This window comes from Streptomyces sp. Ru71, assembly GCF_002920535.1.
Lineage (GTDB): Bacteria > Actinomycetota > Actinomycetes > Streptomycetales > Streptomycetaceae > Streptomyces.
This window is the reverse complement of sequence record NZ_PQSS01000110.1, coordinates 1-21,974: the sequence shown is the minus strand read 5'-3', so window position 1 is coordinate 21,974 and position 21,974 is coordinate 1. Positions and strand designations below refer to the sequence as shown.

Sequence of the window (21,974 nt, the reverse complement as noted above, 5' to 3'; positions counted from 1 at the left end):
CTTTTTCGTCGCCGGCCATGTGGTGGGCGACGCCGGAGGCGGTGTTGTGGGTGCGGGCGCCGCCGAGTTCCTCGAAGCCGACGTCCTCGCCGGTGACGGTCTTGATGACGTCGGGGCCGGTGATGAACATGTGGCTGGTCTGGTCGACCATGACGGTGAAGTCGGTGATGGCGGGGGAGTAGACCGCGCCGCCCGCGCAGGGCCCGACGACCAGGGAGATCTGCGGGATGACGCCGGAGGCGTGGGTGTTGCGGCGGAAGATCTCGCCGTAGGCGCCGAGCGAGGCGACGCCTTCCTGGATGCGGGCGCCGCCGGAGTCGTTGATGCCGATGACGGGGCAGCCGGTCTTCAGGGCGAAGTCCATGACCTTGCAGATCTTCTGGCCGTAGACCTCGCCGAGGGCGCCGCCGAAGACGGTGAAGTCCTGGGAGAAGACGGCGACGGGGCGGCCGTCGACGGTGCCGTAGCCGGTGACGACGCCGTCGCCGTAGGGGCGGTTGGCGTCCAGGCCGAAGTTCGTGGAGCGGTGCCGGGCGAACTCGTCCAGTTCCACGAAGGAGCCCTCGTCCAGCAGCAGCTCGATGCGCTCACGGGCCGTCAGTTTGCCCTTGGCGTGCTGCTTTTCCACGGCGCGTGCGGAGCCGGCGTGCGTCGCCTCCTCGATGCGGCGCTTGAGATCCGCGAGCTTGCCCGCGGTCGTGTGAATGTCGATCTCTTCCGGCTCGGACATCGGGATCGCGGCTCCCTGCCTGCTCAAAAGGGGGGACGGTTACTCATCCGTAGACTAGTGCGGCGCCTTCCGGTCAGCAGTGCGGCGTTTCCCACACCTAATGTGGCTTGCATGACGCCGCGAGATGCATCAGACGACAGCCGTTGGTCCGACCTGGACCGCCCGCCCCTCAACGCCGCGGCGCTGCGGCGCGGGCTGGTGCGGGTGGGGAGCCTGTGGTCGGAGGTGGAGGTGGTGCAGCGCACCGGCTCGACCAACTCCGACCTGGTCGCCCGCGCCGAGGCGGGCGAGGCGGCCGAGGGCGCGGTCTTTGTCGCCGAGGAGCAGACGGCCGCGCGGGGCCGGCTGGACCGGCAGTGGACGGCTCCGCCGCGCTCGGGCCTGTTCTTCTCGGTGCTGCTGAGGCCCGAGGAGGTGCCGGTGGCCCGCTGGGGCTGGATCCCGCTGCTGACCGGCGTGGCGGTGGCCACGGGCCTGTCCCGTGCGGCGGGTGTCGACACGGCCCTGAAGTGGCCCAACGACGTCCTCGTCACCGTCGGCGGCGAGGAGCGCAAGGCCGGCGGCATCCTCGCGGAGCGGGCCGGGCAGGGCGGGGTGGTCGTCGGCGTCGGCGTCAACGTCACGCTGAAGGCCGAGGAACTGCCGGTGCCGCAGGCCGGGTCGCTGGCGCTGGCCGGGGCGGTCAGCACGGACCGGGACACGCTGCTGCGGGGCGTCCTGCGGGCCCTGGAGGACTGGTACGGGCGGTGGCGGTCGGCCGGGGGCGACCCGGCGGCGTGCGGCCTGCAGGAGACGTACGCGGCGGGGTGCGCGACGCTGGGGCGGACCGTGCGGGCGGAGCTGCCGGGGGATCGCTCCCTGATCGGAGAAGCGGTGGCCGTGGACGGGGACGGCCGGTTGGTGATCGCCACGAAGGAGGGCGTGCAGGAGCCGGTGGGAGCGGGGGACATCGTGCACCTGCGTCCCGCGTGAGTGAGGGGGGACTGTGCCGACCCCAAGGGGCGCGGGGAAATGCGCGACCAGCCCCCCACGACCCGCACGTGGACGACGAACGGGGGTCCTGGGGGCAAAGCCCCCTGCGGTCGGTCACACCAACCGGCCTCGACGACGAAGCGCCGCTCACCGCACCCCCGCCCCGCCTGACGGAGTGAGTGAGCTGGCGCACACCTGCCGTAAAGTTGGAGGCCGGTCGATACCTGACCGCGGCAGATCGGAAGGGCAGCAGGCGTGACCGTCGACGACTCGGGCTCCGGACCCGATGCCACCGACTCCGGTGAGGATCCCCTCGCCCTGCGCCTGGAACAGCTGATCCTCGGCGCCGAGCGGCGCTACACCCCATTCCAGGCGGCCCGTAGCGCGGGTGTGTCCATGGAGCTGGCGTCCCGTTTCTGGCGGGCCATGGGCTTCGCCGACATCGGCCAGGCCAAGGCCCTGACGGAGGCCGACGTGCTGGCCCTGCGCCGGCTCGCCGGTCTGGTCGAGGCGGGCCTGCTCAGTGAGGCGATGGCGGTGCAGGTGGCCCGGTCGACGGGCCAGACCACCGCCCGGTTGGCGGAATGGCAGATCGATTCCTTCCTGGAGGGTCTGACCGAGCCGCCCGAGCCCGGCATGACCCGCACCGAGGTGACGTATCCGCTGGTCGAGCTGTTGCTGCCGGAGCTTGAGGAGTTCCTGGTCTACGTGTGGCGCCGCCAGCTCGCCGCCGCGACCGGCCGGGTGGTCCAGGCCGGCGACGACGAGGAGATGGTGGACCGCCGCCTCGCGGTCGGCTTCGCGGACCTCGTCGGCTTCACGCGGCTGACCCGCCGTATGGAGGAAGAGGAGCTGGGCGAGCTGGTCGAGGCGTTCGAGACGACGGCCGCCGACCTGGTGGCCGCGCGGGGCGGACGGCTGATCAAGACCCTCGGCGACGAGGTGCTGTACGCGGCGGACGACGCGGGCACGGCGGCGGAGATCGGGCTGCGGCTGATCGAGACGATGGCGAACGACGAGACCATGCCCGAGCTGCGGGTGGGCATGGCCTTCGGCACGGTGACGACCCGTATGGGTGATGTCTTCGGTACGACCGTCAACCTGGCGTCCCGGCTGACCTCGATAGCGCCGAAGGACGCCGTCCTCGTCGACAGCGCCTTCGCGGAGGAGCTGATCCGCACCGGGGAGGCACCGGCCTCGGAGGCGGAGGCGGCCGAGCAGGCGGCGGCCGCCGAGAAGGAGGGCGAGGAGCCGCCGGCGTACCGCTTCGCGCTCCAGCCGATGTGGCAGCGGCCGGTGCGAGGTCTCGGCGTCGTCGAACCGTGGCTGCTCGGCCGCCGCGAGGACGGCAGGTCGTAGCGGAGCCCGGGGCTCAGCCCAGGCCGATCCCGACGCAGATGCCGATGACCGGCAGGCACAGCCCCGGCCCTTCCGGGTCGCCGGGCTGCCCGGGCGGCGGCGTGGAGGGCCGGGTGGTGTGGGACGGGCGGGGCGTGGGCGCAGGGGCCGTGGACGAGGGCGGGTCGGCGGGGGTTGTCCCCGGGGCGGCGGAGACCGAGGGGGCGTCGGGCCGCGGGGCGGTGGACGACGGGACGACGGCGGACGCCGTGGCGTGGCTGACGCCGCTCGGCGTCGGGGTGGCGCTCACCCCGCCCATGACTTCGGGCGCCGAGGTGCGGGGCCGCGGGGAGACGGTGACGGCGGTGCCGGCGGACCGCGCGCTACCGCTACGGCTGCTGCCGGGGCTGTGGCCGGGGTCCTGGCCGGTGCGGGGCCCTGCCTCCGCGGTGCCGAGCCCGGGAACACCGGACTCGGGCGCCAGCTGTACGAGGCTCAGCACGCCGGCGGCCAGGGCGAGCCCCCCGGCGGCGAGCAGCACCACCCGCCGCCGAGGCCTCCGGTGCCGCCCGCGAACGCTGTGCTGCGCTTCCGGTGCCGCTGTCTCCGGCATAGCGACCCACCCCCTTCTGCCCCCACGCCCCCGATGCGCCGTGGCGACGCACCATATGCGCTCCCCCGAACGGCGGACCCGACTTCGCCCGCAATGTCACTCGAACGGGTAATCGGGGACCCTTCCCCCGGGTGGCCCCGCCCCTTTCCCGGGAAGCCCCCGCCTGCGATGATCGGCCCGTTGCCGTTTGTTAACCCGCGTTAACCGGGAGGGTGTCATGAGCGAGGAGCGGTTCGGGGAGTTCGTGCTGGTGCGCAGGCACGAGGGCGGGCATGTCGCGGAGCTCGCCCTCGATCGGCCCAAGGCGATGAACGCGGTCTCCACGGAGATGGCCCGTTCGATCGCCGGCGCCTGCGCGGCGCTGGGTGCCGACCGGGACGTACGGGTGGTCGTGCTGACCTCCACGCACGAGCGGGCGTTCTGCGTCGGCGCCGACCTGAAGGAGCGCAACTCCTTCACCGACGCCGACCTGGTGCGGCAGCGCCCGGTCGCGCGGGGCGCGTACACCGGCGTGCTGGAGCTGCCCATGCCGACGATCGCCGCCGTGCACGGCTTCGCCCTCGGCGGCGGTTTCGAGCTGGCCCTGTCCTGCGACCTGATCGTGGCCGACCGTACGGCCGTGGTGGGGCTGCCGGAGGTGTCGGTGGGCGTGATCCCGGGCGGCGGCGGCACCCAGCTGCTGCCGCGCCGGGTGGGGGCCGCGAAGGCCGCCGAGCTGATCTTCACGGCCCGCCGGCTGGAGGCGCCGGAGGCGGCCGGGCTGGGGCTGGTGGACCAGCTGGTCGACGCCGGACGGGACCGCGAGGAGGCGCTGGCGCTGGCCGCGCGGATCGCCGGGAACTCGCCGGTGGGCCTGCGGGCGGCCAAGCGGGCGCTGCGGCTGGGCCACGGGCTGGACCTGCGGGCCGGCCTGGAGGTCGAGGACGCGGCGTGGCGCGCGGTGGCCTTCTCGGGCGACCGGGCGGAGGGAGTGGCGGCCTTCAACGAGAAGCGCAAGCCACAGTGGCCGGGGGAGTGACCGAGGGTCACCGGTAGGCGCCGGTGCCTGGCCCCACCGAAGGGGTGCGGGGAACGGCGCGACCGGCAACGACCGAGGGCCACCGGTAGGCGCCGGCGCCTGGCCCGACCCAAGGGGCGCGGGGAACGGCGCGACCGGCCACCCACAACCCGCACGCGACCAACAAGACCGGCCCCCGGGGTCTGGGGGCGCAGCCCCCAGGACGGGCCGGCACGCCAAACCCACCCGCACCGCACACACCTGTTCGCCCCATTAACGCACCGATCCAGCCAAAACCTCCCTAGCCTGGAGCAATGGGTGAGGACAGGCGACTCGCGGCGGTGGTGGCGCTGGCTCAGGGGATGGCCGCGGCACACAGCCCGCGTGAGTCGTGGCGCGCGGCGGCGCTCGGCGGGTGCCGCGCGCTGGCCGGGAGTTTCGCCGCGCTGTCGGTGTGGGAGCGGGATCTCGGCCGGCTGCGGGTCCTGGTGAACGTGGGGGACCGCGCCCCGGAGGAGGAGGAGTTCCCCGGCGACGAGACGTATCCCGTGCACCAGTTCCCGGAGATCACCGAGTTCCTGCACGAACGCTGGGCGGCCGGCGGCGAGCCCAACGCCTGGGTGGAGACCGCCGCGGGACCGGCGGCCGGCCAGGCCGGCTACTGCCACCAGCGGGTCGCCGCGCTGCGCCGCCGCGGCCGGGGCTGCTGCGTGGTCGCGCCGATCGTCATGCACGGCCGTGCCTGGGGCGAGCTGTACGTGGCCCGCCGGGCCGGCGCCCCCGTCTTCGACCGGGGCGACGCCGACTTCGCCACGGTGCTGGCCGCCGTGGCCGCCGCCGGGCTCGCCCAGACCGAGCGGCTCCAGGAGGCACGCCGGCTGGCCTTCACGGACGCCCTGACCGGCCTCGCCAACCGCCGCGCCGTGGACGCCCGGCTGGACGAGGCGATCGAACGGCACCGCACGGAGGGCGCGGTGGTCAGCCTCGTGGTGTGCGACGTGAACGGGCTGAAGCACGTCAACGACACCCAGGGCCACGCGGTCGGCGACCGTCTGCTGGAACGATTCGGCTCGGTGCTGTCGCTGTGCGGGGCGATGCTGCCGGGGGCGCTGGCGGCCCGGCTCGGCGGGGACGAGTTCTGTCTGCTGGTCGTCGGCCCGCCCGCCCAGGACGTGGTCAAGGTGGCCGACGAACTGTGCCGCAGGGCCGCGGAGCTGGAGCTGGGGGAGGGGGTGGCCTGCGGGGTCGCCTCCACCGAGGAGCCGATCGGCCCCGTCCGCTCCGCCCGCCGTCTCTTCCGCCTCGCGGACGCCGCCCAGTACCGGGCCAAGGCCGAGCGCTCCACCCGCCCGGTGGTGGCCGGCCAGGAGGGCCCCGACGACCCGGTGATCCGCCTGGCGGACCAGCCGACGGGCGATGCCACCCCGGAACGCCGGAGCTTCCGGGGCCGTCTCTAAGCTCTCCGCACCCCGGTAAGGGGCGGAGACGGCACCCACTGGTGACATCCAGCTCTTCAATGCGTACGCTCCTGAATATGGATATGCACACTGTGGTGGTGGGGACGTCCGGGGTGACCGCGTCCGACGTTCTCGCGGTGGCGCGCGACGGCGCCCGCGTCGAAATCTCCCAGGAGGCGGTGGCCGCCCTCACCGCGGCCCGCGAGATCGTGGACGCGCTGGCGGCCAAGCCGGACCCCGTCTACGGCGTCTCCACCGGATTCGGCGCCCTGGCCACCCGCCACATCAGCCACGACCTGCGCACCCAGCTCCAGCGCAACATCGTCCGCTCGCACGCCGCCGGCATGGGGCCGCGGGTGGAGCGGGAGGTCGTCCGGGCCCTGATGTTCCTGCGGCTGAAGACCGTCTGCTCGGGCCACACCGGCGTGCGCCCCGGCGTCGCGCAGACCATGGCGGACATCCTCAACGCCGGTATCACGCCCGTCGTCCACGAGTACGGCTCTCTCGGCTGCTCCGGCGACCTCGCGCCGCTGTCCCACTGCGCGCTCACGCTCATGGGCGAGGGGGAGGCCGAGGGTCCCGACGGCGTCGTCCGGCCCGCCGCCGAGCTGCTCGCCGAGCACGGCATCGAGCCGGTCGAACTGCGCGAGAAGGAGGGCCTGGCGCTCCTGAACGGCACCGACGGCATGCTCGGCATGCTGGTGATGGCCCTCGCCGACCTGGAGCGCCTCTACAAGTCCGCGGACGTCACCGCCGCCCTGTCCCTGGAGGCCCTGCTGGGCACCGACAAGGTGCTCGCGCCCGAGCTGCACGCCATCCGCCCGCACCCGGGCCAGGGGGCATCGGCCGCCAACATGCTGGCCGTGCTGAAGGGTTCGGGGCTCACCGGGCACCATCAGGACGACGCGCCGCGCGTCCAGGACGCCTACTCGGTGCGGTGCGCGCCGCAGGTCGCCGGCGCCGGCCGCGACACCATGGCCCATGCGCGGCTGGTAGCCGAGCGGGAGCTGGCCTCCGCCGTCGACAACCCCGTCGTCCTGCCCGACGGGCGGGTCGAGTCCAACGGCAACTTCCACGGCGCCCCGGTCGCCTACGTGCTGGACTTCCTGGCCATCGCCGCCGCCGACCTCGCCTCCATCGCCGAGCGGCGCACCGACCGGCTGCTGGACAAGAACCGCAGCCACGGGCTGCCGCCGTTCCTCGCCGACGACGCGGGCGTGGACTCCGGGCTGATGATCGCCCAGTACACCCAGGCCGCGCTGGTCAGCGAGATGAAGCGGCTGGCCGTACCGGCGTCGGCGGACTCCATCCCGTCGTCCGCCATGCAGGAGGACCACGTGTCCATGGGGTGGTCGGCCGCGCGCAAGCTGCGCACCGCCGTCGGCAACCTCACGCGGGTGATCGCCGTCGAGCTGTACGCCGCCACGCGCGCCATCGAGCTGCGCGAGGGCCTCACGCCCGCGCCCGCCTCGCAGGCCGTCATCGCGGCCGCGCGGGCGGCCGGCGTCGGTGGCCCCGGGCCGGACCGCTTCCTGGCGCCCGACCTGGCCGCGGCGGACGCGTTCGTGCGCGACGGCGGGCTGCTCGCGGCGGCGGAGTCGGTCACCGGACCGCTGCTGTAGGGAACCTGACGGTCGAGGCCCTGCCGTACCTCTTGGTGCGGCAGGGCCTCCCGCATTGCCGCAGGCTCAGAAGCCGAGGCGCTCCCGGCGTACCGAATAGACGACGAAACCGGCGCCCAGGGAGAGGAACACGGTCCCGCCGACGACGTACGGCGTGGTGTCGAAGCTGCCGGTGTCGGCCAGTTGCGTCTCCGCGCCGTTCGAGGCGGCCGGGCCGGTGAAGGCGGACGTCCCGGTCGCGACGCCGGTGTCCGCCGCGACGCTCGTCCCGGACGCCGTCTCCTGCGCTCTCGCCTGGGTTTCGGACGTCGCGTTGGCGTTCGGGACGAACCACAGGGCGCCCAGCAGGGTCGCCGCGGCGGTGGCGGTCAGCAACGGACGGCGAGCGGATGACACGGACTATCGATCCCCTTGTGGCGCTGGCGAATTGGCCGGCGAATTGGCCGCGCGGGCCAATGCTTGGGGGCGATGCTAATGAAAGGCGCGGGTCGCGGGAAAGCTGTGGGAGCGGGGAGCCTTACGCTCCCGCCATGACCACTGAAGAGACATCACGTTTTGTGCGGCTTCGCGTGGAACTCGTGCTGGAGGTCGAGGACGAGGAGGCGGTGACCGCCGCGGCGCTGCGGCGCCTCTCCGACGACCCGGAGATGCCGGACACGGAGCGGGCGCACGCCGAGGCCGCTGTGACGGAAGACACCGCGGAGGCACTCGCCTATCTCGTGGACCCGTTCGACCTGGTCAGCGAGGTGCCGGGGGTGGAGCTGCAGCAGGCGTCCTGGTCCAGTGAGCGGATCGACTACGACCCTGACTCGCCGGACTGGGACCGGGACGAGGATGATGGCGAAGAGGACGAGGACGACGACCAGGGGCGTACCGGCTGAGGCCGCGCGGGGGGCTGTGCTGACCCCGGGCGGCAACCGCCGCCCGGGGTTTCGTCGTCTCAAGAGGCGCACCGACCCACATCCGCAACACCGGCCTGCCCGGGCGGCGTGGTGTGCCCCACATATCCAAGGGATATGGAACGGGGCGAAGCGGTCGTAGCGTTGAACGTTCTTACGGGGACACTCGGGGATTTCGGGAATCGGCAACGATGGAGAAGCGTGTGATGACGGAGGGTAAGCGGCGCAATGGCCTGATGGCCGCGTCCGCACTGCTCGGCGGCGTGCTGGTGCTCACCGGCTGTTCCGGCGGCGAGAAGGCGTCCGCCGGCGACGGGGGCAACGACACCTCGCAGGCCAAGGTCGACGAGGCGGCAGCCCAGAAGGCGTCCGAGGCCCAGATCACGATCACGCCGAAGGACGGCTCGACCAACGCCTCCATCAACAACTCCGCGACCGTCACGGTGAGCAAGGGCACGCTCACGAACGTGACGATGACGTCCAGCGACGGCAAGCAGATCGAGGGGCAGCTGTCGGCGGACAAGCTGAGCTGGAAGCCGAGCGTCCAGCTGTCCCGCTCGACCACCTACAAGGTGGCGGCGGAGGCCACGGACAAGGACGGCCGGGTCGCGCACGAGAACGCCTCCTTCACCACCGTCTCCCCGGCCAACAGCTTCATAGCCAACTTCACGCCGGAGGACGGCTCCACCGTCGGCGTCGGCATGCCGGTGTCGATCACCTTCAACAAGGCGATCACCAACAAGGCCGCCGTCCAGAAGGGCATCACGGTCTCCTCCAGCAGCGGCCAGGACGTCGCCTGCCACTGGTTCAACGCCAACCGCATGGACTGCCGCCCCGAGCAGTACTGGCAGGGCGGCTCCACCGTCACCCTCAAGCTCGCCCTGGACGGCGTCGAGGGCGCCCCCGGCGTGATGGGCGTGCAGCAGAAGACGGTCTCCTTCCACATCGGCCGCAACCAGGTCTCCTACGTCGACGCGAAGACCAAGCAGATGAAGGTCACGCAGGACGGCAAGGTCGTCAAGACCATCCCGATCTCCGCCGGCTCGCCCGACAACAAGACGTACGAGGGCCAGATGGTGATCTCCGAGAAGTTCAAGGAGACCCGGATGAACGGCGCGACGGTCGGCTTCACCGACGACGACGGCAAGGGCGAGTACGACATCAAGGACGTGCCGCACGCCATGCGCCTGACCAACTCGGGCACCTTCATCCACGGCAACTACTGGGGCGCGAAGTCCATCTTCGGCTCGGTCAACACCAGCCACGGCTGCGTGGGCCTGTCCGACACCAAGGGCGCCAACGACCCGTCGACCGCGGCCGCCTGGTTCTACAACCACTCCCTCATCGGTGACGTGGTCGTCGTCCAGAACACCGGCGACAAGACGGTCTCCCCGGACAACGGCCTCAACGGCTGGAACATGAGCTGGTCCCAGTGGAAGGCGGGCTCGGCGATCTGACGCCCCCTCCTGAGCGACGCGAAGGCGGCCACCCACGGAAAACCCGTGGGCGGCCGCCTTCGCCGTTCCGTAACCTCCGGTCCGTGACCGTCCACCTGGAACGCCTCCGCCTCGACCACGCGGCCGCGCTGCTCGCCTTCGAGCGCGAGAACCGCGCGTACTTCGCCCGTACGGTCGCCGACCGGGGCGACGCCTACTTCACCGACTTCGCCGCCCGCCACGCGGCCCTGCTGGCGGAACAGCAGGCCGGCATCTGCCACTTCCACGTGGTGCTCGACGCCGAGGGCACCCTGGTCGGCCGGGTCAACCTGATGGACGCCGACGCCGGTTCGGCCGAACTCGGCTACCGCGTCGGCGAGCGCTTCACCGGGCGGGGCGTGGCGCGCGCGGCGGTGGCGCAGGTGTGCCTGCTGGCGGCCGGCGAGTACGGGCTGTCGACCCTGACGGCGAGGGCGGCGCTGGACAACCGGGCCTCCCGGCGGGTCCTGCTGGGCAGCGGCTTCGTGGCCGTCGCCGCCACCGAGGTCGGCGGGCGCCCCGGCATGCGCTTCGAGCGCCGGCTGCCCTGACCCCGCCGCGTTCTCATCCTTCTCTTATGGCGCCCTTATCCCCTCATCACGCGCCCTCCCTACGTTCCCCCGCATGTTCTTCACCTATCTCAGGCGCGAGTTGCGGCGCCGCAGAAAGGCGGCCCTCGTCGTCGCCTCCGGGCTCGCGCTGGGCATCGCCCTGGTCATCGTCGTCAACTCCGTGTCGGCCGGCATGGGGAAGGCGCAGGACAAGGTGTTGCAGTCGCTGTACGGGCTGGGCACCGACATGACCGTCACCAAGGCCGCCGCGCCCACCGCCGACGGGGCGCAGCGGCCACGGTTCCAGTTCGACGCGCGCGACAGCGGGGACGCAGCCGAGCAGAGCAGTGACCGGGTGATGGTCCAGGGGTTCCAGACGCTGGCCTCCTCCACCGTGACCCAGGTCGGCAGGCAGAGCGGGGTCGCCGACGCGGTCGGCGGGCTGAGTCTGCAAGTGCTCAAGGTGAGCGGGCAGTTCACCCGGGGGCAGTTCCAGCAGGACGGCGGCGAGCAGCGGGGCCCCGGCGGGTACGGGCAGCCCGGCGGTGAGGTGAAGGGCGGCGGCGCCGACTTCGACGTCAACAACTACTCCGTCTACGGCACCGACGTCACCAAGCCCGCCCTCGGCCCGCTGACCTCCTCCAGGATCACCAGCGGGCGGACGTTCCGGGCCACCGAGACGAACTCCGCCGTCGCCGTCGTCGACTCCGCGTACGCCAAGGAGAAGAAGCTCGCCGTCGGGTCGAGCGTCACCATCAAGAGCGTCAAGTTCGCCGTCATCGGCGTCGCCACCGCGGACAGCGGGGACTCCGCCGCCAACCTCTACATTCCGCTGAAGCGCGCGCAGACCCTCGCCGACGCCAAGGACAAGGTCACCACCATCTACGTCAAGGCGGCGGACTCGCAGAAGATCGACGGCGTCAAGGCGGCCATCCAGAAGAACGTCGCCGGCACCACCGTCACCACCTCCGCCGACCTCGCCGACACGGTCTCCGGGTCGCTGTCCACCGCCTCTTCCCTCGCCACCAGCGTCGGCAGGTGGCTGTCGATCGTCGTGCTGGTCGCCGCGTTCCTGGTCGCCGGGCTGCTCACCTCCTCCGCCGTGTCCCGGCGGGTACGGGAGTTCGGCACGCTGAAGGCGCTCGGCTGGAAGTCGGGGCGCGTCACCGGGCAGGTCGTCGGTGAGGCCGTGGTCAACGGGCTGCTCGGCGGGGTGCTCGGCATCGCGCTGGGGCTCGCGGGGGCGTACGCCGTCACCGCCGTCAGTCCGACGCTGCAGGCCCAGTTGGGCGGCGGCGGCAACGGAGGCGGCGGTGGCTTCGGCGGGCCCGGACGCCGCGTCGCCGCCAAGACGCTCGATGTCGCGCTGACCGCTCCCGTGTCGCTCGCGACCGTCGCGCTCGCCGTCACGCTCGCCGTGGCCGGCGGGCTGATCGCCGGGGCGTTCGGCGGCTGGCGGGCCTCCCGGCTGCGGCCGGCGGACGCGCTGCGCCGCGTCGAGTAGACGGCCCCACGGCCCCCCGGCCCCCCGGCCCCGGCCCTGCGGCTCCCTCCCCCCGGCAACCCAGGAGTTTTCCGACCCATGTACGAACTCAACGGCGTCACCAAGCGCTACACCCGCGGCAAGGACACCGTCCACGCCCTCGACGACGTCGATCTGACGATCCACGACGGCGACCGGCTCGTCATCCAGGGCCCGACCGGTGGCGGCAAGTCCACGCTGCTGCAGATGCTCGGCGGTCTCGACCGGCCCACCTCCGGTGACGTCGTCCTCGACGGTGTCGATCTGGCCAAGTTGCCGGAGGCCCGGCTGACCCGGGTGCGCAGCGAGACCATCGGTTTCGTCTTCCAGTCCTTCAACCTCATCCCCACGCTGACCGCGCAGGAGAACGTCGAGACCGCCCTCGTACCGCTCGGGGTGAAGGCGAAGGACCGGCGTGAGCGGGCCGCCGAGGCGCTCGCCTCCGTGGGCCTCGGGGAGCGGCTCGGGCACCTGCCCGGTGAGATGTCCGGCGGTCAGCAGCAGCGCGTCGCGATCGCCCGGGCGCTGGTCAAGCGGCCGAAGGTGCTGCTGGCCGACGAGCCCACCGGCAACCTCGACGAGGGCATGCGGGACGAGGTGATGGACGTGCTGGAGCGGATGTGGAAGGAGCACGGGCTGACGTTCGTGATGGTCACTCACGACTCGGCCATCGCACGCAAGGCACCCAGGCTCGCGACCATACGCAAGGGGCGGATCACGGTGACGGAAAACCCCGACTCGTGAGGCAGCGCCGTATTGAGGCACTGATCACCCCCCGGCATACTGCGTGCTCCGGGGGGTTGACGTGCGGACGTACGAGACTGCCCCCGGCCGGGTGACAGGGGAAATCACCCGGTACTCAGCAAGGGGGAGTTTTGCGCAGACAAGTGAAGAGTGCGGGCGCGGCCGCCGTCGCCGCCGCGGCCGCCGTGGCGCTCGCCGCGGGCATGACCAGCCCGGCGGCGGCCGCCCGGCCCGAGCAGCGCGCGACCGGCGCTGCCCAGGCCCAGCAGGCGCTGAAGGCCAAGCACCGCGTCACCCTCATCACCGGTGACCGGGTCGCCGTCGACGCCAAGGGGCGTGTGGTCGGCCTGGAGCGGGCCAAGGGCCGCGAGAACATACCCGTCCAGATCCGCACCGTGCAGGGGCACACCGTCGTACTGCCCGCCGACGCGGCCCGCATGGTGGCCACCGGCGCGGTGGACCAACGGCTGTTCGACGTCACCGAGTTGACCCGGTCCGCCGGCCTCACCGCGCAGCGCGGCGGCCTGAAGGTCATCGTCGGCTACCGGGGCGCCGCCACCGCCGCCAGGGCCGAGGTACGCGAGGCCGGCACCCTGCGCCGCACCCTCACGTCCCTGAACGCCGACGCCGTGCAGACGCCGCAGGCCGACGCGCCCGCGCTGTGGGACGCCGTCACCAACGGCGAGAGCACCGCCTCCGGTGTCGCACACGTGTGGCTCGACGGCGTCCGCAAGGCCAGCCTCGACAAGTCGGTGCCGCAGATCGGCGCACCGGCGGCGTGGGCGGCCGGCTACACCGGCAAGGGTGTGAAGATCGCCGTCCTGGACACCGGTGTGGACGCCACCCACCCCGATCTGAAGACCCAGGTCGTCGCGGCGAAGAACTTCACCACCGCCAAGGACGCCACCGACCACTTCGGGCACGGCACGCACGTCGCGTCCATCGCGGCCGGCACCGGCGCGAAGTCGACGGGCAAGTACAAGGGCGTCGCGCCGGGCGCGCGCATCCTCAACGGCAAGGTCCTCGACGACAGCGGCTCCGGTGACGACTCCGGCATCATCGCCGGCATGGAGTGGGCGGCCGCGCAGGGCGCCGACGTCGTCAACCTCAGCCTCGGCGGCAACGACACCCCCGGCGTCGACCCGCTGGAGGCCGAGGTGAACAAGCTCTCCGCCGACAAGGGCATCCTGTTCGCCATCGCCGCGGGCAACGAGGGCCCGGAGTCGGTCGGTTCGCCCGGCAGCGCGGACGCCGCGCTCACCGTCGGCGCGGTCGACGACAAGGACAAGCTGGCCGGCTTCTCCTCCACCGGCCCGCGCGTCGGCGACGGCGCCATCAAGCCGGACGTGACCGCGCCCGGTGTCGACATCACCGCCGCCGCGGCCAAGGGCAGCGTCATCGACCAGGAGGTCGGCGAGAATCCGGCCGGCTACCTCACCATCTCGGGTACGTCGATGGCGACCCCGCACGTCGCGGGCGCCGCCGCGCTGCTCAAGCAGCAGCACCCCGACTGGAAGTACGCCGAGCTGAAGGGCGCGCTGACCGGGTCCGCCAAGGGCGGCGCGTACACGCCGTTCGAGCAGGGCAGCGGCCGTATCGCCGTCGACCGGGCCATCAAGCAGAACGTCGTCGCCGAGCCCGTGTCGGTGAGCTTCGGCACGCAGGCCTGGCCGCACACCGACGACAAGCCCGTCACCCAGCAGCTGACGTACCGCAACCTCGGCAAGAGCGACGTCACCCTGAAGCTGTCCGCGACCGCCACCGACCCGCACGGCAAGGCGGCCCCGGCCGGCTTCTTCACCCTCGGCGCGAGCAGTGTGAAGGTCCCCGCGGGCGGCAAGGCGTCCGTGAACCTCACCGTGAACACCAAGCTGGGCGGCACCCTCGACGGCGCCTACTCGGCCTACGTCACGGCGAGCGGCGGCGGGCAGAGCGTGCGGACCGCCGCGGCCGTACAGCGCGAGGTCGAGTCGTACGACGTCACCGTCAGGCACATCGGCCGCGACGGCAAGGCCACCGACGGCTACCTCACCGACCTGTTCGGATACACGGGCCTGGCCCAGGGCCGGCACTACCAGCCCCCGGTCGTCGCCTCCGGCACCACCACGCTGCGCGTGCCCAAGGGCACCTACCTGCTGGACGCCTGGATCGCGAAGGACTTCAGCGAGTTCAAGGGCGGTCTCGACTGGCTCGTCCAGCCGAAGCTGACCGTCACCGGGAACACCACGCTGACCCTGGACGCCCGCACCACCAAGAGGGCGGACATCACCGTCCCGGACGCCGCCGCCAAGCCGCTGTCCGCGACGATCGACTACAGCTACGAACCGGCCGGATTCATCGCCGGTTTCAGCCAGCGCTCCTTCGCCGACGTGCGCATGGCCGCGCTCGGCCCGGACGTCACCGGACTCACCCAGACCTGGGGCGGTCAGTGGGCCAAGGGCGCGACCGCCGAGTACGACGTGGCCACCAGCGCCAAGGTCAAGCGCGTCCAGGGCGACAAGGTCCGCCACTTCACGGCGCGTGAGCTCGCCACCGTTCGCGCGGGCCTCGGCGCCTCCGCGCCCGGCAAGACCGGCGGCCTGACCCCGATCGGCATCCTGCCCGACGACGCCGCCGTGGGGCTGCCGGTGGAGCAGAAGCTGCCGAGCACGCGCACGCTGTACCTGTCGACGGCCGACAAGGTCCAGTGGACGTTCGACTTCGAGCAGTACGCGGGCAAGGACGCCGACGGCTTCCCGGTGGCGGACGCCGGCTACTCGCTCGGCACCGCGCAGACCTTCGCGGCGGGCCGGACGTACACGAAGACCTTCAACACGGCCGTCTTCGCCCCGCACGTCGACGCCGACTACGGCCTCTTCCGCGAGGGCGACACCCTCTACGGGCTGCTGCCGCTGTTCGCGGACGGCAGCGGGCACGCCGGGTCGTCCGACTTCACCTCGGCGACCACCACGCTGTACCGCAACGGCACCAAGGTCGGCGCCAACCACGACCCGCTGCTCGGTGACGGCGCGTTCACCGTCCCGGCCGGCGACGCGGCGTACCGGCTCACCACGTCGGTCACCCGCAGCGCCAAGGTGGCGGGCGCGTCCACGAGGATCGACGCCGGCTGGACGTTCCGCTCCGCCAAGCCGGCCGGCGACCAGCAGGTCCGGCTGCCCGTCTCCACCGTCCGCTTCAACGCCGTGACCGGCCTGGACAGCAAGGTAGCCGCGGGCCGGACGGTCACCTTCCCGGTCACCGTCGAGGGCGCGGCCGCCGGCCGCAACCTCAAGTCCCTGACCGTGTGGGTGTCCTACGACGGCAAGACCTTCCAGGAGGTCAAGGTGACCGGCGGCAGGATCACCGTGAAGAACCCGGCGGCGGGCAAGGCCGTCTCCTTCCGCGCCGCCGTCAGCGACAAGAAGGGCAACACCGCGGTGATCACGGTCCACAACGGGTACTACGGCAAGTGAGCCGGGCACGCTGACCAGCGGTCGCCGAACACACCGCCCGCCGGAGGGAGCGCCTCCGGCGGGCGGTGGTGTGTTCGGGCCAGGTCGCTCTCAGGTGGCCGTGGACTGGGTGCCCGCGCGGGTGGCGTCCGTGCCCCAGCTGGCCAGCAGACGCAGCGACTCCGCCGACGGGGAGCCCGGCTCGGCGTGGTAGGTGATCAGGGACTGCTCGCTGCCGTCGGTCAGCCGGAACGACTCGAACTGCAGCGCGAGATCGCCCACCAGCGGGTGGTGCAGATGCTTCACGCCGTGCGTCTTGTCCTTCACGTCGTGCGTCGCCCACAGCCGGCGGAAGTCCTCGCTCTTCACGGACAGCTCGCCGACCAGCGCGGACAGCCGCGGATCGTCCGGGTAGCAGCCGGCGTCCATGCGCAGCGCGCACACGATGTCGATCGCCTTCTGCTCCCAGTCGACGAACAGCTCCCGGTAGTCGGGCCGCAGGAACACCAGCCGCGCCCAGTTCCGCTCCGCCGCCGGCAGCTCCCCCCAGTCCCCGAAGAGAGCGGCGGCCATCCGGTTCCACGCCAGGATCTCCGAGCGCCGCCCCACGACGTACGCCGGAACGCCGTCCACCGCGTCCAGCAGGTGCCGCAGCGCGGTCCGCACCTGCTGCGGGCGTGCCGTCGGCTTCTTCTTGTGCCGCTTGGGCTTGGCCAGATGGGTGAGGTGCGCGTGCTCGGCGTCCGTGAGCCGGAGCGCGCGGGCGATGGAGTCCAGCACCTCCGCCGACACGTTCCGCCCGTTGCCCTGCTCCAGGCGCGTGTAGTACGCCACCGACACCCCGGCCAGCTGCGCCAGCTCCTCACGCCGCAGCCCCGGCACTCTGCGGTGCCGGCCGAAGTCGGGCAGGCCCACGTCGGCCGGGCGCAGCCGGGCCCGCCGGGTGCGCAGGAACTCGCTCAGCTCGGCCCGCCGGTCGAGCGCGGCCTCGGGCGCGGGCTCGGCGCCGGCCTCGTCCGCGGTCTGGGGGTGGTCGTCCATGCCTTCCAGTATTCCGGGTCGTACGCCCAGGAGCCTGACCCCGCCAGTGGTAGGCACAGCGTGCGTACGCAAAGCCGTGACCTGGGTGGATGCCCCCGGCTCGGGCAGGCTGGAGGGCGTGCCCGGCCGGAAGGCAGGCCGGGCGCGGACGTTTCTTCGCTAGGAGTACCCCGGCATGACCACCCCTGTTGCTGCGTACGCCGCACCCGCCCCGAAGGCGCCGCTGGAGCGCACCACCATCGAGCGCCGCGCGGTCGGTGAGCACGACGTCCTGATCGACATCAAGTACGCCGGCATCTGCCACTCCGACATCCACCAGGCCCGCGAGGGCTGGGGCGAGGCCATCTTCCCGATGGTCCCCGGCCACGAGATCGCCGGAGTCGTCGCCGAGGTCGGCTCCGGTGTCACGAAGTACAAGGTGGGCGACCGCGTGGGCGTCGGCTGCATGGTCGACTCCTGCCGCGAGTGCGACAACTGCAAGGCCGGCCTGGAGCAGTACTGCACCGGCGGCGGCATGGTCGGCACGTACAACGCCGTCGGCAAGGACGGCGAGCCCACCTACGGCGGCTACTCGCAGAAGATCGTCGTCGACGAGAACTACGTCGTCCGCATCCCCGACGGCCTGTCCCTCGACGTCGCCGCGCCGCTGCTGTGCGCGGGCATCACCCTGTACTCCCCGCTCAAGCAGTGGGGCGCCGGCCCCGGCAAGAAGGTCGCCATCCTCGGCATGGGCGGCCTCGGCCACATGGGCGTGAAGATCGCGCACGCGCTGGGCGCCGAGGTGACCGTGCTGTCGCAGTCCCTGCGCAAGAAGGACGACGGGCTGCGGCTGGGCGCCGACCACTACTACGCCACCAGCGACCCGAAGACCTTCGAGGAGCTGGCGGGCCACTTCGACCTGATCGTCTCGACGGTGTCGGCGCCGCTGGACTTCAACGCCTACCTGTCGCTGCTGAAGGTCGGTGGCGCCCTGGTGAACGTGGGCGCTCCCGAGGAGCCGATCTCGCTCAACCTGTTCTCGGTGATCGGCGGCCGCAAGACGCTCGCCGGTTCCATGATCGGCGGCATCGCGGAGACCCAGGAGATGCTGGACTTCTGCGCCGAGCACGGCTTCGGCGCCGAGATCGAGCTGATCCGCGCCGACCAGATCAACGAGGCGTACGAGCGGGTGCTGAGCAGCGATGTCCGCTACCGGTTCGTGATCGACACGGCGACGATCTGACGTCTGCGGCCTGGTGAGGGCCCCGGGGTGCTGTCCGCCCCGGGGCCCTTTCGGCGGTCAGTGCACCGGGCCCTTGCGGGGTCAGTAGTGGGTGCCGCCGTCGATGCGGATCTCGGTGCCGGTGATGAACCTGCCGTCCTCACTGGCCAGCATCGCGACGACCCCGGCGACCGCCTCGGGTCCGGCGAAGCCCTCCCCGAGCGCCGGGGCCAGCTTGGTGAACAGGCTCCAGTCGGTGTCCTCGGGCAGCCCCGGCCCCTGGCTCTGCTTGCTCTGGCCGGAGCCGTCGGTCATCCCGGAGGAGATGGAGCCGGGCTGCACGGCGGTGAAGCGGATGCCCTGCTTGCTGTACTCGGCGGCCAGCGCGTGCGTCATGGACTGGATGCCGCCCTTGCTCGCCGCGTAGGCCGCCATGTAGGGGTGGGCGAACATCGCGGACGTCGAGCTGAAGTTGACCACGGCCGGCGCGTCGCCCTCCAGCAGTGCCGGTATCGCCTCGCGGATCATCAGGAAGGTGCCGGTCAGATTGACCGCGATCACCTTGGTGAAGTCGGCCAGGGACGTCTCGTGCGTGTGCGAGGAGCGCAGGATGCCGGCGGCGTTGACGAGCACGTCGAGCCCGCCGAGCGCGGTGACGGCGGCGGCGACCCCGTCCCGTACGGAGGTCTCGTCGGCGATGTCGACGACGAGGGTGGTGAGCCGGTCGGCGGCGGCCCCGGCCTTGTCGGCGGTGTCCTTCAGGCCGGCCTCGCTCACATCGGCGGCGACCACGCGGCCGCCTTCCGCGAGCAGGCGCAGCACGGTGGCCTGGCCGATGCCGGAGCCGCCGCCGGTGACCAGCGCGCGGCGTCCTTCGTAGCGGTTCATGGTGTCTCCCTGGGGTGCGGGGGCGAGGGGCGGGCGTGTGGGGCAGCCCTGTGCGGGCCGTGTGTGGCAGCCCTGTGCTCTGTGCACCGTACGCCTGCGTGACACGTTTTGCCACTAAGGCATTTCGTGTCGGCAGGCTCGATGATCTCCTCCCGCCCGCCGCGTACGCTTCCTCGCATGAACCAGCCCAGGACCTCGCTCACCGAGCGCCGCAAGGCGGCGACGCAGCTCGACATCGCCCGCGCCGCGGCGGAGCTGTTCGCGCGGCAGGGGCCGGGCGCCACGACCGCCGAGGAGATCGCGGCCCGCGCCGGGGTCGCGCTGCGGACCTTCTACCGGTACTTCCGCAGCAAGCAGGACGCGGTCGGACCGCTGCTGGCGTCCGGCGGCGACCGCTGGCGGACCCTGCTCGCCGAGGCCGGCCAGGGCGGCGATCTCGCTCAGGCGCTTCAGGACGCGGCCGTCGCCTCCCTCACTCCGGCGGACGACACGGCGGAGGAGGCACTGCGCTGGACCCGCGGGCTGCTCCGGGCGGCCCAGGACGATCCGGCGCTGCGGTCCGTCTGGTACGACGTGAACCGCGAGTCGGAGGAGAGACTCCTCCCGGTCCTGACGGAGCTGGCCGCACCGGAGGCCGACCCCGTGGAGGTGCGGCTGCTCGCCGCCGCGGCGACCGACGCCATCCGTGTGTCCCTGGAGACCTGGGCGGCCACGGACGCCGGCACGACCGGCGAGGGCTCCCCGGCGGAACTGGCGGTGCGCTGCCTGCGCGAGGTGGCGGGCGGACTGCGGCTGCTGGCGCGCTGACGAGGCGGGGGGGGGAGGAGGAGGCTCGGCCGGCCGGGCCGGAATCGCTGGGCGCCCTCGTGCGTTGAGCGGGGTGGGCAAGCCGACAAGTTCTGGAGGGTCGCGATGGCTGCGCAGACGCAGAGGGCCGTGCTGGCGGGCGGATGTTTCTGGGGGATGCAGGAGTTGATCCGCCGGCTTCCGGGCGTGACGGCGACCCGGGTCGGCTACACCGGGGGTGACGTGCCGAACGCGACGTACCGCAACCACGGCACGCACGCGGAGGCCATCGAGATCCTCTTCGACCCGGAGCAGACCGACTACCGCACCCTGCTGGAGTTCTTCTTCCAGATCCACGACCCGAGCACCAAGAACCGCCAGGGCAATGACATCGGCATGAGCTACCGCTCGGCGATCTACTACGTGGACGACGAGCAGAAGCGGATCGCCGAGGACACGATCGCCGACGTGGACGCCTCCGGCCTGTGGCCGGGCAAGGTCGTCACCGAGGTGGAGCCGGTCGGCCCGTTCTGGGAGGCCGAGCCGGAGCACCAGGACTATCTGCAGCGCTACCCGGACGGCTACACCTGCCACTTCCCGCGCCCGGGTTGGCGGCTGCCCTCCCGCGCGGAGGGCTGACGCGAGACGGCCCGGCGAGGGGTCTCGCCCGTGGGGCGCTGCCGCGCGGCAGCGCCCCCGTTGTTTGCGCGGCGGCGCCCGCCCGATCAGCGCGGCGCCGCTCCCGCGCTCGGTGCGGCGGCGCGCGCCGGCTCAGTGCGGCAGTGTCGCCGGGCTGCCGCCGTTCGCCTCGTAGCCCGCCACCGCCAGCGCCCGGTAGACCGCGAACTCGCCGGCCGGGTCCGGGGAGAGGGTCCAGGGCAGGGCCCCGACGTGCCCGTCCACGTGGACCAGCTGGTTCATGGCCTCCGCCCAGCGCTCCGAGCGGACCAGGAAGAAGACCAGCAGGTGCCGCACGTGCGCCGACATCGGGTCGTCCGCGCGGGCCGAGTGCACCGCGTGCAGCGCGCCGTGGATCGCCTTGGTGACGACCTCGCTCTGCCAGAAGCTGCGGACCAGGTTCACCTCCGGCAGGTGCTCGAACACCGCGAACAGCGGCATCGCCGCCAGCAGTGAGCCCTGCGGCGCCCGCGCGGCCGCCGCCTGAGCGAACTGGTACGCCAGCTCACGCGAGCCGTGCCACTTCTCGCACCAGTAGTGCAGGGCCGCCAGATGGGCCCCCATGTGGTGCGGCGCGCGGTCCAGGATCTTCAGCCACAGCTGCTCGAACTCCTCGCGCGGATACGCCAGGCCACGCGCCACCGACAGCTCGATGATGTACGGCACCGGGTCGCCGGGCGCCAGCAGCGCGGCCTCGCCGCACGCCGCCCTGGCCTCCTCCATGATGATCCGGAAGTCGTCCGTGCCTGGCGTGGACGTCCGCCACGCCTGCTGCACCAGGAACTCCGCGTGCACGGCGGCGCCGCCCGCGTCCTTGGGCTGCTCGGCCCGCCACACCCGCAGCCACTGCCCGCCCGGTATCTCCCCGACCCCGCCGGGCCGCTGCTGCAGCTCCAGCGCGGCCGCGCCCGCGAACGCCTGCACCCGCTGCCAGCGCAGCTCGCCCTGCGCCTCCGTACCGGCCAGCAGCTGGGCCGCCGCCTTGTACTCCTGGCTGCGCTGCACCACGTCCAGGACGTCCAGCAGGTC

20 protein-coding genes are annotated in these 21,974 nt (G+C 72.4%); 14 read left to right on the top strand and 6 right to left on the bottom strand.

Features of this window, described 5'->3' with window-relative positions:
- On the bottom strand, positions 1 to 730 hold a 730-nt coding region (locus tag C3489_RS35480; protein WP_308460837.1), incomplete at its 3' end, for an acyl-CoA carboxylase subunit beta.
- A 111-nt stretch (positions 731 to 841) separates the two neighbouring features.
- Here C3489_RS35480 and C3489_RS35475 point away from each other — a divergent pair.
- Together C3489_RS35475 and C3489_RS35470 are read left to right on the top strand one after the other, a co-directional pair.
- Positions 842 to 1,702 carry a biotin--[acetyl-CoA-carboxylase] ligase gene (locus C3489_RS35475; RefSeq protein WP_103786256.1) on the top strand — a complete coding sequence of 287 codons (861 nt, stop codon included), beginning with the start codon at positions 842 to 844 and terminating at the stop codon, positions 1,700 to 1,702.
- A 255-nt stretch (positions 1,703 to 1,957) separates the two neighbouring features.
- The gene (locus C3489_RS35470; RefSeq protein WP_103786255.1) at positions 1,958 to 3,061 is read left to right on the top strand and encodes an adenylate/guanylate cyclase domain-containing protein; all 1,104 of its coding nucleotides are present in this window, start codon (positions 1,958 to 1,960) and stop codon (positions 3,059 to 3,061) included.
- Between the two features lie 13 nt (positions 3,062 to 3,074).
- On the opposite strand, the gene C3489_RS35465 is transcribed toward C3489_RS35470, so the two are convergent.
- Entirely contained in the window at positions 3,075 to 3,653 is a 579-nt protein-coding gene (locus tag C3489_RS35465) for a hypothetical protein (RefSeq protein ID WP_146075393.1), read from the bottom strand.
- A 217-nt stretch (positions 3,654 to 3,870) separates the two neighbouring features.
- On the opposite strand from C3489_RS35465, the gene C3489_RS35460 reads away from it, so the two are divergent.
- From C3489_RS35460 to hutH, 3 genes are all read left to right on the top strand, one after another.
- A complete protein-coding gene (locus tag C3489_RS35460; protein WP_103786253.1) occupies positions 3,871 to 4,671 on the top strand; it encodes an enoyl-CoA hydratase/isomerase family protein in 801 nt (266 codons plus the stop codon).
- A gap of 293 nt (positions 4,672 to 4,964) precedes the next feature.
- Complete coding sequence (locus C3489_RS35455; protein WP_103786252.1) at positions 4,965 to 6,107, top strand: GGDEF domain-containing protein; 1,143 nt, start codon at positions 4,965 to 4,967, stop codon at positions 6,105 to 6,107.
- An 83-nt stretch (positions 6,108 to 6,190) separates the two neighbouring features.
- Positions 6,191 to 7,729 carry a histidine ammonia-lyase gene (hutH, locus tag C3489_RS35450; RefSeq protein ID WP_103786251.1) on the top strand — a complete coding sequence of 513 codons (1,539 nt, stop codon included), beginning with the start codon at positions 6,191 to 6,193 and terminating at the stop codon, positions 7,727 to 7,729.
- Positions 7,730 to 7,795: 66 nt separating this feature from the next.
- On the opposite strand, the gene C3489_RS35445 is transcribed toward hutH, so the two are convergent.
- Entirely contained in the window at positions 7,796 to 8,125 is a 330-nt protein-coding gene (locus tag C3489_RS35445; RefSeq protein ID WP_103786250.1) for an LPXTG cell wall anchor domain-containing protein, read from the bottom strand.
- Positions 8,126 to 8,259: 134 nt separating this feature from the next.
- Between C3489_RS35445 and C3489_RS35440 the strand changes: the two genes are divergently transcribed.
- The 6 genes from C3489_RS35440 (at position 8,260) to C3489_RS35415 (ending at position 16,372) form a co-directional block, all read left to right on the top strand.
- Positions 8,260 to 8,610, top strand: a complete 351-nt coding sequence (locus C3489_RS35440; protein WP_181139977.1) for a hypothetical protein — start codon at positions 8,260 to 8,262, stop codon at positions 8,608 to 8,610.
- A 224-nt stretch (positions 8,611 to 8,834) separates the two neighbouring features.
- Positions 8,835 to 10,085, top strand: a complete 1,251-nt coding sequence (locus tag C3489_RS35435; protein WP_103786258.1) for an Ig-like domain-containing protein — start codon at positions 8,835 to 8,837, stop codon at positions 10,083 to 10,085.
- A gap of 83 nt (positions 10,086 to 10,168) precedes the next feature.
- Positions 10,169 to 10,654, top strand: a complete 486-nt coding sequence (locus C3489_RS35430) for a GNAT family N-acetyltransferase (protein ID WP_103786248.1) — start codon at positions 10,169 to 10,171, stop codon at positions 10,652 to 10,654.
- 73 nt (positions 10,655 to 10,727) lie between these two features.
- Positions 10,728 to 12,158: an ABC transporter permease gene (locus tag C3489_RS35425; protein ID WP_103786247.1), complete on the top strand. Its 1,431-nt coding sequence runs from the start codon at positions 10,728 to 10,730 to the stop codon at positions 12,156 to 12,158.
- Between the two features lie 78 nt (positions 12,159 to 12,236).
- A complete protein-coding gene (locus C3489_RS35420) occupies positions 12,237 to 12,920 on the top strand; it encodes an ABC transporter ATP-binding protein (protein WP_103786246.1) in 684 nt (227 codons plus the stop codon).
- Positions 12,921 to 13,063: 143 nt separating this feature from the next.
- Positions 13,064 to 16,372 carry a S8 family serine peptidase gene (locus C3489_RS35415; protein WP_374936802.1) on the top strand — a complete coding sequence of 1,103 codons (3,309 nt, stop codon included), beginning with the start codon at positions 13,064 to 13,066 and terminating at the stop codon, positions 16,370 to 16,372.
- Between the two features lie 90 nt (positions 16,373 to 16,462).
- On the opposite strand, the gene C3489_RS35410 is transcribed toward C3489_RS35415, so the two are convergent.
- Positions 16,463 to 17,392 (bottom strand): helix-turn-helix transcriptional regulator, encoded by a 930-nt coding sequence (locus tag C3489_RS35410; RefSeq protein WP_103786245.1) that lies wholly within the window; start codon positions 17,390 to 17,392, stop codon positions 16,463 to 16,465.
- Between the two features lie 175 nt (positions 17,393 to 17,567).
- Here C3489_RS35410 and C3489_RS35405 point away from each other — a divergent pair, with 175 nt between their 5' ends.
- Positions 17,568 to 18,614, top strand: coding sequence for an NAD(P)-dependent alcohol dehydrogenase (locus C3489_RS35405; RefSeq protein ID WP_103786244.1), 1,047 nt, complete (start codon positions 17,568 to 17,570; stop codon positions 18,612 to 18,614).
- Between the two features lie 81 nt (positions 18,615 to 18,695).
- Here the strand turns inward: C3489_RS35405 and C3489_RS35400 are convergent, their stop codons facing one another.
- Positions 18,696 to 19,481: an SDR family NAD(P)-dependent oxidoreductase gene (locus C3489_RS35400; protein WP_103786243.1), complete on the bottom strand. Its 786-nt coding sequence runs from the start codon at positions 19,479 to 19,481 to the stop codon at positions 18,696 to 18,698.
- Between the two features lie 177 nt (positions 19,482 to 19,658).
- On the opposite strand from C3489_RS35400, the gene C3489_RS35395 reads away from it, so the two are divergent.
- The gene (locus C3489_RS35395) at positions 19,659 to 20,288 is read left to right on the top strand and encodes a TetR/AcrR family transcriptional regulator (protein WP_103786242.1); all 630 of its coding nucleotides are present in this window, start codon (positions 19,659 to 19,661) and stop codon (positions 20,286 to 20,288) included.
- A gap of 105 nt (positions 20,289 to 20,393) precedes the next feature.
- Positions 20,394 to 20,906, top strand: a complete 513-nt coding sequence (gene msrA, locus C3489_RS35390; RefSeq protein ID WP_103786241.1) for a peptide-methionine (S)-S-oxide reductase MsrA — start codon at positions 20,394 to 20,396, stop codon at positions 20,904 to 20,906.
- Positions 20,907 to 21,038: 132 nt separating this feature from the next.
- Here msrA and C3489_RS35385 read toward each other — a convergent pair.
- Positions 21,039 to 21,974: hypothetical protein (locus C3489_RS35385; protein WP_103786240.1), on the bottom strand; the 936-nt coding region annotated here is incomplete at its 5' end.